The following is an 11,719-nucleotide window of genomic DNA, read 5'->3' as shown; positions in this document are numbered from 1 at the left end:
CGCACAGCCCCCGGCAATATGCTGCAACATGCAGCATCATGCAGCGCAACCGGTGGCAGGCTCATCCGCCCGCCCCTCTTGCAGCGCATTGCCCGGGCCCTGCCGCAGTCCTGACCGAAGCACCGCGAGGCTTGCCGGTTGATGCAGCAGAACCCGATCGCCGTCGCCAACCCATCACCATGTTACGTTTGGCTCCACAGACCAGCTTACCGTCCGCAGTTGCCTGCGCGACCGCCTATGGCGGAGCGCGCGGCGCGGATACGGTGCTGCCCGGCGTTCCCGTCTGCCGCATCCGCGCCCCCTTGTGCTGGAGCGCCCGCTAAGGCGCACTGACACAATCAAGGCAATTGCCTCCCCAATCACTTCGTTCTCGCGTACATCCCCTGTACTTTTGGCCCGCTACCACATACGGACGGGCCATTTGAAGGATCTTCGGATCCCGGAGTGAAAACATGAAACGTATGTTGTTCAACGCCACGCAGCAGGAAGAACTGCGCGTAGCGATCGTTGACGGTCAGAAACTGATCGACATCGACATCGAAACCACCGGACGCGAGCAGCGCAAGTCCAACATCTACAAGGGCGTCATCACCCGCATCGAGCCCTCGCTGGAAGCCTGCTTCGTCAACTACGGCGAAGAACGCCACGGCTTCCTGCCCTTCAAGGAAGTGGCCCGTTCCTACTTCAAGGAAGGCATCGACGTCCGTAACGCCAGCATCAAGGAAGCGCTGCGCGAAGGCCAGGAAATCATCGTCCAGGTCGAGAAGGAAGAGCGCGGCAACAAGGGCGCGGCCCTCACCTCGTTCATCTCCCTGGCCGGCCGCTACCTGGTACTCATGCCCAACAACCCGCGCGGTGGTGGCGTGTCGCGCCGTGTCGAAGGCGAAGACCGCCAGGAACTGCGCGAAACCATGGACAAGCTGGACCTGCCCAATGGCATGTCCGTCATCGCCCGCACCGCCGGCATCGGCCGCAACGTCGATGAACTGCAGTGGGACCTGAACTACCTGATGCAGCTCTGGCGCGCCATCGAAGGCGCCGGCCAGACCGCCTCGGGCGCCTTCCTGATCTACCAGGAATCCTCGCTGGTCATCCGCGCCATCCGCGACTACTTCCAGCCCGACATCGGCGAAATCCTCATCGACACCGACGACATCCACGACCAGGCCCAGCAGTTCATGGCCCACGTGATGCCGGACATGGTCCACCGCGTCAAGCGCTACCGCGACGACGTCCCCCTGTTCTCGCGCTTCCAGATCGAACACCAGATCGAGACCGCCTACTCGCGTACGGTCCCGCTGCCCTCGGGCGGCGCCATCGTGATCGACCACACCGAAGCCCTGGTGTCGGTGGACGTGAACTCGGCGCGCGCCACCCGTGGCAGCGACATCGAGACCACCGCCTTCAACACCAACCTCGAAGCCGCCGATGAAGTGGCCCGCCAGTTGCGCCTGCGCGACCTGGGCGGCCTGATCGTGATCGACTTCATCGACATGGAGAACTCCAAGAACCAGCGCGAGGTGGAAGGCCGTCTCAAGGACGCCCTGCACCACGACCGCGCCCGCGTTCAGATGGGCAAGATCTCCCGCTTTGGTCTGATGGAACTGTCGCGCCAGCGCCTGCGTCCGTCGCTCTCCGAAGGCAGCCACGTGACCTGCCCGCGTTGCAACGGCACCGGTCACATCCGCGATACCGAATCCTCGGCCCTGCAGGTGCTGCGCATCATCCAGGAAGAGGCCATGAAGGAAAATTCAGCTGCCATCCACGTGCAAGCGCCCGTGGACGTGGCTGCCTTCCTGCTCAATGAAAAACGGGGCGAAATCCTGAAGATCGAGACGCGCCATCGCGTCACCGTCATCATGATCCCCAACAAGCACCTGGAAACCCCGCACTACAAGATGGAACGGATCAAGCACGACGATCCGCGCCTGGACGACGCCCAAGCCAGCTATACCATGGCCGAGCAAGCCGATACCGACATCGGCTACAGCCAGCGCCAGAAGGAAGAAGTGCGTCCGCGCCAGGAAGCCGTGGTCAAGGGCATCACCCCCGACCAGCCGGCCCCCATCGTCGAGCGCAAGGCCCCGGAACCGGTGGCCGCTGTCGTACCGCCGCCGACCCTGGCACCGGAGTCCGGTCTGCTGGGCAAGATCTTTGCCTTCTTCCGCAAGAAGCCGGTTGCACCGGTGGAAGCACCTGCTGCCGTCGAAGCCAAGGCCCCGGCCAAGCGTGAGGGTGAGCGCAATGGCCGCGGTGGTGATCGCAATGGCCGCAACCGCAACCGCGGTGAACGCGGTGAACGTGGCGAGCGCGTTGAACGTGGCGAGCGTGGCGAACGCAACGCAGAACAGCGCGCAGCACGTGGCCCGGCCGCCGTCGAACTGAAGGCCGGCGAAACGGCCGAAGCCAAGCAGGCCCGTCCGCCGCGTGGTCCGCGCGAACCGAGGGAAGGCCGCGAGCCGCGTGAAGCCCGCGAAGGCCGTGAGCCGCGCGAGGCCCGCGAAGGCCAGGAACCGAAGGAAGCCCGTCGCAACGAAGCGCGTGAAGTCCGCGAGCCGCGCGAAGGCCGCGAGCCGCGTGAAGGCCGTGAACCGCGTGCCCCGCGTGAACCGCGCGCACCGCGTGGTGAACGCAAGGACCCCAAGGCCGAGGAAGGTCTGCCGCTGGAAGCCGCACTGGCTGCCGGCGCAGCCACCACCGCAGGCGTGGCCGTGGCCCTGTCCGGTGACGAGCAGGCTGCCCAGGTGGATGCCGCACAAGTCGAAGGATCCGAAGGCGCTGAAGGCGTCGAGGGTACGCAAGCCGCTGAAGGCGCTACCGAGCCGCGTCGTCGTCGCCGTCGTGGTGGCCGCAACCGTCATCGTCGCGAACGCGATGAAAACGGCAACGTCATCGACAATGGCGAAGGTGAAGCCAACGAGACCGCCGAAGGCGTCGAAGCTGTCGAAGGCGTCGACACGGCGGTCGTGGCCAGTGCCGCCGCCGTCAGCATGAAGGTCGAGACCGTCGCTGCCGACACCCCGGCGACACCGGTGGAAGTCGCCCAGGCAGCAGTGGCGCAAGCCTCCTTCGCCGCCTCGCCAGTGCCGGAACAAGCCCAACCCGAAGTGGCTGCCCAGGTCGAAAGCGGTGTGAATTCCGTGGAAGCCGTGGCCGCTGCCGCTGCCGAAGCGACCCAGGCCGTGTTCGCAAACCAGCCGGTCATCGAACCGGCAGCACCGTCCATCGATGCCAGCTTCGCCCCGGCCCCGGCCTTCGAGCCGGTCCAGGCCCCCGTTGCGGCTCCGGCCGCATCGGAAGCCCCGGTCGAGGTGGTGCAAGCTGCTCCGGCTGCCCCGGCAGCTCCTGCGGTGCCGCAACAGATCAGCCTGCTCGATAGCGTCGAGGCCGTGGAAGCCAGCCCGGCGCCAGCGGTCGTCGAAACGGCACCGGTGGCAGCCACCCCTGCTGCCGCGCCTGCCGCCCATACCAGTTCCACCGGCAACGGCGCACAGTGGGACTCGCTGCAGCAGATGCTGTCGCAAGCCGGCCTGACCCTGGCCACGACCGATCCGGTCAAGCTGCGCGCCGCCCAGGAAGCCGCCGCCTCGTTCGTCCCGGCACCGCACGTGCCGCGCGAGCGCAAGCCGCTGCCGCCGCAATCGACCGAACCGTTGGTGCAGGTCGAAACCCGCCGCTGAGACAGGATGACAGGCGGTGTGCCGCAAGGCCCCGCCTGACACTGAAATAGCGGCAGTGAACAAGGGAGCTTCGGCTCCCTTTTTCATGTCTATTGCACCTGATGTGAAGCCTCAAGCACAAGGCCGCATCGGCAAACCAGAACCTATTTGCGAACAGTTGCCCGCTTCCGGCAACGATACAGTCAGCGCCCCCCGAAATGGCCGCACAAGCCGGATGCCAGCGGGGCCGCACGGGTGGCGGCCTTGCGCATGGAATTCAGTTGCAGCGATATACTATATGTACGATTGTGCATCTACGCGGCGACCTCAGGCGTGCTATCGTTACACACCTCTTATCGTCAGATCGTATGAACAAGCGCGTCATTCCCATCGTCGATGTCCGGCAAGCCCCGTCCGCCAGCCCCTCGGGACCTGGCGTGCCGGTTGCCGTGCAGCCCGTCGGCTGGCTGGCCGACAGCCTGGGGCGTCCACTGCATGATCTGCGCATCTCGGTAACTGACCGCTGCAATTTCCGCTGCGTGTACTGCATGCCCAAGGATGTCTTCGACAAGCAGTACCAGTTCCTGCCGCATTCCGACCTGTTGACCTTCGAGGAACTGACCCGCGTGGCGGCCCAGTTCGTGGCCCACGGCGTGCGCAAGATCCGCCTGACCGGTGGCGAGCCGCTGCTGCGCAAGAACATCGAGACCCTCATCGCCATGCTGGCCGCCCTGCGCACGCCGGACGGCGAGGAAATCGACCTCACCCTCACCACCAACGGCACCCTGTTGAAGCAAAAGGCCCAGGCGCTCAAGGCCGCTGGGCTCAAGCGCGTGACCGTGTCGCTGGATTCGCTGGATGACCAGAGCTTCCGCCGCATGAATGACGTCGATTTCCCGGTGGCGCGCGTGCTGGAGGGCATCGAAGCGGCGCACGCCGCCGGTCTCGGTCCGGTCAAGATCAACATGGTGGTCAAGAAGGGGGTCAACGACGACCAGATTTTGCCCATGGCGCGCCATTTCAAGGGAACACCGGCCATCCTGCGCTTCATCGAATACATGGACGTGGGCTCCTCCAACGGCTGGCGCATGGACGAGGTCCTGCCTTCGCACGACGTGGTGCGGCGCATCTCTGCCGAGATGCCGCTGGAAGTGGCCGACCCCAACTATACCGGCGAGACCGCCGAGCGCTGGCGCTATGTCGATGGCAGCGGCGAGATCGGCGTCATCTCCAGCGTGACCCAGGCCTTCTGCCAGGACTGCTCGCGGGCGCGCCTGTCCACCGAGGGCAAGGTCTACACCTGCCTGTTCGCCAGCCAGGGCCACGACCTGCGCAGCCTGGTGCGCAACGGCAGCAGCGATGCCGAGCTGGCCGGCGCCATCGCCGCCCTCTGGGGCCAGCGCGGCGACCGTTATTCCGAACTGCGCAGCGCCCTGCAAGCCGCACCGCTGCGCAAGGTCGAGATGTCCTACATCGGCGGCTGAGGTCGCGCCCTGCCCGCCTGCCACATCTGCATCATGTCTTCCCGCACCGATCTCTTCTCCGCCAGCCACATCACCGGCCTGGCGCTGGCCGGTGGCCGGGGCACGCGCATGGGCGGGGTGGACAAGGGCCTGCAAGTCCTGCACGGCAAGCCGCTGGTCCAGCACGTGCTGGAACGCCTGGCCCCGCAGGTCGGCACCCTGGCGATCAACGCCAATCGCTCCCAGCTGGATTACGCCCGTTTCGGCTATCCGGTCTGGCATGACCTGCAAGGGGGTTTCCCCGGCCCGCTGGCCGGCCTGCAATGCGGCCTGGCCCATTGCCACACGCCGCTGCTGGCGACCGTCCCGTGCGACTCGCCGCTGATCCCCTATGACCTGGTGGCGCACCTCTACGACGCCCTCACCGCCAGCGGCGCACAGGCTGCCATCGCGGTCACTGACGGCGTACACGGACGGCAGCGCCATCCGGTATGCTCGCTGCTTCAGACGACTACGCGCGCTTCGCTGGACGCCTTCCTGGCCGCCGGTGAACGCAAGATGGACCACTGGTTTGCCAGCCTGGATTGCATCGAAGTGGATTTCCCCGACGAGCGCGCCTTCAGCAACATCAATACCGGGCTGGATTTGCAACAGCTCGAAGCAGAACAATGACCGAGACCCACACCGCCACACTCCACGACATCGTCAGCTGCATCAGCGGCTATGATCCCAACGCCATGACGGTAGCGCGCGCGCAAGCCGTGATCCAGGAATTCATCACGCCCATCGAGGCCGTCGAAAAGCTGGCCATCCGCAGCGCCCTCTCGCGCGTACTGGCACGCGACATCGTTTCCCGCATCGACGTGCCGGCCCACGACAACTCGGCCATGGATGGCTATGCCCTGCGCGGCGAGGACGTGGCCGAGGGCAAGCAAGTGCGTCTGCAAATCATCGGTGCGGTGCATGCCGGCGAGCGCTTCACTGGCCACGTCGGTCCCGGCCAGTGCGTGCGCATCATGACCGGCGCGCCCATGCCGCCCGGCTGCGACACCGTGATCCCGCAGGAACTGACCACCGACGCCGACGAGCAAGGCGTGACCCTGCCCGCCGGTCGCGTGCGTCCCGGCGACAATCGCCGCCTGCGCGGTGAAGATCTGGCTCTGGGCAGCGTGGCGCTGCCGCGCGGCCGCGTGCTGCGGCCCTCCGACATCGGCCTGCTGGCCTCGCTGGGCCTGGCCGAAGTGCCGGTGCAGCGTCGTCTGCGCGTGGCCTTCTTTTCCACCGGCGACGAATTGCGCTCGGTGGGCGAGCCGCTCGATGCCGGCTGCGTCTATGACTCCAACCGCTACACCCTGCATGGCATGTTGACGCGCCTGGGTTGCGAGGTGCTGGATCTGGGCGTGGTGCCGGATGACCCGGCCGCGCTGGAAGCCGCCTTCCGCAGCGCCTGCGAAGAAGCCGATGCCGTCATCACCTCCGGGGGTGTCTCCGTGGGCGCGGCCGATTACACCAAGCAGATCATGGCCAGCCTGGGCGAGATGACGTTCTGGAAGATCGCCATGCGCCCCGGCCGCCCGCTGGCCTTCGGCCGCATCAGCTCGCGCGGGCGCAATGCCTATCTGTTCGGCCTGCCGGGAAATCCGGTGGCGGTACAGGTGAGTTTTTCCTTCTTCGTGCGCGATGCCCTGCTGCGCCTGGCCGGTGCCGAAGCCAATCCGCTGCCACGTCTGCGCGTCAAGTCCGCCACGGCCATCCGCAAGAAGGCCGGCCGCACCGAATACCAGCGCGGCATCCTGGCCCCTGATGAAGAGGGCCGATGGAACGTGCGCCTGACCGGCATGCAGGGCTCCGGCATCCTGCGCTCGATGTCGGATGCCAACTGCATCATCGAGCTGGAACATGCGCGCGGGGACGTGGCCGCAGGCGAAGAGGTGGCGGTGGTGCTGTTCGACGGGCTGGTGTGAGGGGTTTCAGGCCGATATGAAGAAAAAGGGACGGCAAGCCGTCCCTTCACCGCCCCCTCCTCCGGGGTGACTTCCGGGGATGAAGAATCAGACGCTTTCACCCTCCTCGCCCAGATCCAGCTCCCCCGTCCCCAACAGCTTCTGCGCATTCTCCACCGGCAAGGCTTCCACCGACTTCAACTTGCGCGTCATCTGGCGGGTGCGGGTCTCGGCCTGGTCGATGTTCTTGGCCACGCGTTCCAGTGCGCTCTTGGTCGAAGCCAGCACTTCACCGAACTTGCCGAACTCGGTCTTGACCGCGCCCAGCACCTGCCACACTTCCGAGGAGCGTTTTTCCAGCGCCAGCGTACGGAAGCCCATCTGCAGGCTGTTGAGCAAGGCCGACAAGGTCGACGGACCGGCAATGGTGACCCGGCAGGTCCGTTGCAATTCATCCGACAATCCCGGTCGACGCATGACCTCGGCATACAGCCCTTCGGTCGGCAAAAAGAGGATGGCGAAGTCCGTCGTCAGCGGCGGTGACAGGTATTTCTCGGCAATCGTCCTGGCCTCACTACGCACAGCTCGCTCCAGTTCGCGGCCGGCCGTGGCCACGCCCTCGGCATCGGCGCGCTCGGCTGCATCGACCAGGCGCTCGTACTGTTCCTTGGGGAATTTGGCATCGATGGGCATCCAGACCTGGCCCGCGTCTTCCTTGGCACCCGGCAGACGGATGGCGAATTCCACGCGCTCGCCGCTGGCCGGGACGGTCTCGACGTTCTTGGCGTACTGGTCGGGCGTCAACATCTGTTCCAGCAGGATTTCCAGCTGCACTTCACCCCAGGTGCCGCGCGTCTTGACATTGGTCAGCACGCGCTTCAGGTCGCCCACGCCGGTGGCCAGTTGCTGCATTTCGCCCAGACCCTGATGCACCTTGTCCAGCCGGTCCGAGACCAGCTTGAAGGATTCACCGAGTCGCTGCTCCAGCGTGGCATGCAGTTTTTCGTCCACGGTCTTGCGCATCTCTTCCAGCTTTTGCGCATTGTCGTTCTGCAGGTCCTTGATCTTGGCTTCGAGCGTAGCGCGCACCTCGGCCATGCGCTGGGCGTTCGATTCGGTCAGCGCCGACAGTTGCTGGTTCAGCGTATCGCCGAAGCGCTTGAGCGAGACCGCCTGCTCTTCGCGGTTCACCTGCGCCTGCAGGGTGATGGACTGGCGCATGCTTTCCAGTTGCTGCGCATTGCTTTCGTTGAGCTTGACCAGTTGCTGCGCGAACCCATCGATCTGCTGGTTCTGCAAACCCGCCACGCTCGTCAGTTGTGTCGCCAGCGTCTGCTGCAACTGGGCGAAGTTGGCGCCCAGTTCCTGGCGCGTGCTCTGGGCGCTGGCCTGCACCTGGCTGCGCAGCTCGCGCTCGATGCGTTCACCGGTGTCCTGCTGATGGCGCTGCAGGTCCTGCTTGACCTGCAGCAGCGCATCTTCGATCACCAGTGCGGTGTCATCGTCATGACGCTGGCCGGACCGCAGCAGGATCAACAATTGCAGGACGAGGCCGACCACGACCAGCCCGGCAAGGATCATTTCGAAAAGAGACATGTCACCAGTCCAGTGCGATTTACTCGGGCTTGTTGCGCATCCAGTCGGCCGTCTGGTAGAGCGCCGCCAGCAGGCGTTTCATCAGGTCTTCCGGCAGGCCCACGTCCTGCATGGCCCAAGTCATGCAGCGCAGCCACTGGTCACGCTCCGAGATGCCGATGGGGAAAGGCAGGTGGCGCGCGCGCAGGCGCGGATGGCCGAATTTTTCCATGTACAGGCTGGGACCACCGGTCCAGCCGGAGAGGAACATGTAGGTCTTGTCGCGCGAGCCATCCAGCGAGGGCGGATGCAGCGCGCGGATGCCGGCGAACTCCGGCTCCAGGTCCATCAGGTCATAGAAACGGTCGACCATCTCGCGCAGCTTCTCAGCGCCGCCGATGAGTTCGAACGTGGTCGGTTGGTTGGGATCTTCGATTTGCATAAGACCGCCATGATACCGCAGCCGGACTGCCGCGTCGGTGCAGTCCGGCGGCCCTCGCCGGCTTTCTTGATCTGCGTCGTATCCGGCCGGGATCAGGCTTCGCGCAAGGTCTGCAGCGGTGGACGGCGCAGCACGTGACGCAATCCGGCCCAGCCGCCCAAGGCCGAACAGCCCGCCCCCAGGCCCATGCCGGCCACCCACACCAGCGGACTGAAGCTCCACTCGAAATTGAAGATGTAATGCGCCAGCGCCCAACCGATACCCGCCGCACCGCTGGCCGCCAGCAGCCCGGCCAGCGAACCCACCAGCAGCACCTCGATGCGCTGGGCGCGTGAAAGCTCCTGGCGGGTCGCACCGAGGGCACGCAACAGGCCAGCTTCCCGTACACGTTCATCCTGGGACCCTGCCAGTGCAGCGTACAGTACCAGTACACCTGAGCACAAAGTGAACAGGAACAGGAACTCTACAGCAGCAATCACTTGACCGACCACTTCCTGGATCTGTCTCAGTACACTTCCTATGTCTACCACGGTCAGATTGGGGAAATCGCGGGCCAGTGTATTGCCCAGCGCTTCCTGCTGCGCTCTCAGGTGGACGGCGGTGATCCAGCTTTGCGGCGTATCGCGCATCAATGTCGGGTTGAGGATGACGAAGAAGTTCACCCGCAGCGAGCCCCACTCCAGCTTGCGCAGGCTGGTCACCGGCGCCTCCACCAGCTGGCCGGCGATATCGAATTGCAGGCGGTCCCCCAGCTTGATGCCCAGGGTCTGGGCCAGTCCGCGTTCCACCGAGGCTTCGGGATGGCTGTCGTCGTACCAGCGACCAGCCACGATGCCATTGCCCGGCGGGATGTTGGCCATGGTCGAGAGATTGAACTCCCGGTCCACCAGGCGCTTGGCCCGATCTTCCTGATAATCCGCCGCATTGACGGCATGACCATTGATCTGCACCAGGCGCCCGCGAATCATCGGATACAGCGCCACATCCTGTACCCCGCCCTGGCGCAGCGCCTGTTGCACGGCCTCGCGCTGGTCCGGCTGGATGTTGATGATGAAGCGGTTGGGGGCATCCGCAGGCGTGGCCTGGCGCCATGCGCCCACCAGATCGCCACGGATCACGGTCAGCAACAGCAAGGCCATGAGCCCCAGCCCCAGTGCCACCACCTGCATGACCGCCGCCGCCGGACGGCGTTGCAGACCGTCGATGGCAAAGCGCCAGCTCTGGCGATCCACCAGGCCGCGCAGCGAACGCAGGGCGCGCAGGCACAGCCAGGCCACCAGTGCGAACAGCGCGAAGCCGCCGAGGAAACCCGCGATGGTCAGCAAGCCCAGCTTGAGATCGCCCGCCTGCCACAGCAGCAATCCCGAGAACACCAGCGTGCCCAGCACATAGCTGGCCACGGTCAGCGCCTGCGGTGCGCCCTGGTCGCGGCGGATCACCCGGTTGTGCGGCACGTTGCGCAATTGCAGGATGGGCGGCAAGGCAAACCCGACCAGCAACAGCAGCCCGGTGGCCACGCCCTGCAAGGCAGGTGCCCAGCCCGGCGGCGGCAAGGCGGTCGGCAGGAAACTGCCCAGCCATTGCAGCAACGCAAAGTGCGCGGCAAAGCCGACCAGCATGCCGATGATGCTGGCCGCCAGCCCGATGAGAACGAATTCGGTGAGATACAGCCGGGTCACCTGGGCCTGGGTCAGGCCGAAACAGCGCAGCATCGCGCAGGCATCCAGATGGCGCAGCATGAAGCGACGCGCCGCCATGGCCACGGCCAGCGCCGCCAGCATGGCTGACAGCAGGCCGACCAGGGAGAGGAATTGTTCGGCGCGGTCCAGCGTGGCGCGCATTTCGGGGCGGCCGTTTTCCAGCGACTCCACGCGTACGCCGCGCAGCTTGTCGGCCTCGATCTGGCCTTCGATCTGCTGCTGGTAACGCTGCACGGCCTCGACGGGTCCGGCGATCAACAAGCGATATGTCACGCGCGAACCGACCTGCACCAGGTGCGTGGCGGCCAGATCGGCCTCATTGACCATCACGCGCGGCGCGAAGTTGACAAAGGCGCTGCCGCGATCCGGCTCGACCGAGATGACGGCGGCGATCTTCAACGGCAAATCACCCAGTTTCAAGGTATCGCCGAGCTTCACGTCGAGCTGCGACAGAATCTGCGGATCCACCCATACCGTACCGGCCTGCGGGATGCCATCGGCGGGCCGGTCGTGTCCGTCCTTGCCTTCCAGTCGCAGCTGGCCGCGCAAGGGATAGCCCGCCGTGACGGCCTTGATGGAGGACAGCACCGAGCGCGCCGCATCGCCCTCCCCGGCCTGGGCCATGCTGGGAAAGACCTGGGTCTGCGCCTGCAGCAGGCGCAGACCGCTGGCCTGCTGCAGCCAGGAGGATGGCAGTGGCTGGTCGGCCGCGATCAGCAGATCGGCCCCCAGCAGCTGGTGGGCATCGCGCGTCATCCCGGCGCGCATGCGATCGACGAAGAAACCGACCGAGGACAGCGCGGCCACCGCCACGATCAGGGCGATCAGCAGGAAGCGCAGTTCACCGGTGCGCCAGTCGCGCAGGGTCATGCGCAGTGCTTGTTGGAACATGCAGGGCCAGTCGTAAGAAATCAGGAATCAGGAATCAGGAATCAGG

The 11,719-nt window shown here is 65.6% G+C and carries 7 protein-coding genes; 4 read left to right on the top strand and 3 right to left on the bottom strand.

From position 1 onward, the window contains the following. Positions 1-452 precede the first annotated feature (452 nt). The 4 genes from HWE01_RS18340 (at position 453) to moeA (ending at position 7,086) form a co-directional block, all read left to right on the top strand. Positions 453-3,680 carry an Rne/Rng family ribonuclease gene (locus HWE01_RS18340; protein WP_241822516.1) on the top strand — a complete coding sequence of 1,076 codons (3,228 nt, stop codon included), beginning with the start codon at positions 453-455 and terminating at the stop codon, positions 3,678-3,680. A gap of 347 nt (positions 3,681-4,027) precedes the next feature. Continuing rightward, complete coding sequence (gene moaA, locus HWE01_RS18335) at positions 4,028-5,143, top strand: GTP 3',8-cyclase MoaA (RefSeq protein ID WP_008327885.1); 1,116 nt, start codon at positions 4,028-4,030, stop codon at positions 5,141-5,143. Between the two features lie 33 nt (positions 5,144-5,176). Further along, positions 5,177-5,794, top strand: coding sequence for a molybdenum cofactor guanylyltransferase MobA (gene mobA / locus HWE01_RS18330; protein WP_241822515.1), 618 nt, complete (start codon positions 5,177-5,179; stop codon positions 5,792-5,794). Then, positions 5,791-7,086, top strand: coding sequence for a molybdopterin molybdotransferase MoeA (moeA, locus tag HWE01_RS18325; RefSeq protein WP_241822514.1), 1,296 nt, complete (start codon positions 5,791-5,793; stop codon positions 7,084-7,086). Before mobA ends, moeA begins: the two co-directional genes overlap by 4 nt. 87 nt (positions 7,087-7,173) lie before the next feature. Here moeA and HWE01_RS18320 read toward each other — a convergent pair whose 3' ends face one another. From HWE01_RS18320 to HWE01_RS18310, 3 genes are all read right to left on the bottom strand, one after another. Then, positions 7,174-8,661, bottom strand: a complete 1,488-nt coding sequence (locus HWE01_RS18320) for a DNA recombination protein RmuC (RefSeq protein WP_241822513.1) — start codon at positions 8,659-8,661, stop codon at positions 7,174-7,176. Positions 8,662-8,680: 19 nt separating this feature from the next. After that, positions 8,681-9,082, bottom strand: coding sequence for a group II truncated hemoglobin (locus tag HWE01_RS18315; RefSeq protein WP_008327879.1), 402 nt, complete (start codon positions 9,080-9,082; stop codon positions 8,681-8,683). A gap of 92 nt (positions 9,083-9,174) precedes the next feature. Further along, positions 9,175-11,673: an ABC transporter permease gene (locus tag HWE01_RS18310; RefSeq protein ID WP_241822512.1), complete on the bottom strand. Its 2,499-nt coding sequence runs from the start codon at positions 11,671-11,673 to the stop codon at positions 9,175-9,177. Between the last annotated feature and the right edge of the window lie 46 nt (positions 11,674-11,719).

Origin of the sequence: Herbaspirillum sp. C7C8, assembly GCF_022627875.1 — a bacterium.
Lineage (GTDB): Bacteria > Pseudomonadota > Gammaproteobacteria > Burkholderiales > Burkholderiaceae_D > Herbaspirillum.
Note: the sequence above shows the minus strand (reverse complement) of the source record. Positions and strands in the feature narration are given on the sequence as shown.

What these genes read in the sequence shown, in the direction of transcription:
- HWE01_RS18315 (WP_008327879.1), bottom strand. Translation starts at nt 9,082, where the DNA reads ATGCAAATCGAAGATCCCAACCAACCGACCACGTTCGAACTCATCGGC.
- HWE01_RS18320 (WP_241822513.1), bottom strand. Translation starts at nt 8,661, where the DNA reads ATGTCTCTTTTCGAAATGATCCTTGCCGGGCTGGTCGTGGTCGGCCTC.
- HWE01_RS18340 (WP_241822516.1), top strand. Translation starts at nt 453, where the DNA reads ATGAAACGTATGTTGTTCAACGCCACGCAGCAGGAAGAACTGCGCGTA.
- moeA (WP_241822514.1), top strand. Translation starts at nt 5,791, where the DNA reads ATGACCGAGACCCACACCGCCACACTCCACGACATCGTCAGCTGCATC.
- moaA (WP_008327885.1), top strand. Translation starts at nt 4,028, where the DNA reads ATGAACAAGCGCGTCATTCCCATCGTCGATGTCCGGCAAGCCCCGTCC.
- mobA (WP_241822515.1), top strand. Translation starts at nt 5,177, where the DNA reads ATGTCTTCCCGCACCGATCTCTTCTCCGCCAGCCACATCACCGGCCTG.
- HWE01_RS18310 (WP_241822512.1), bottom strand. Translation starts at nt 11,673, where the DNA reads ATGTTCCAACAAGCACTGCGCATGACCCTGCGCGACTGGCGCACCGGT.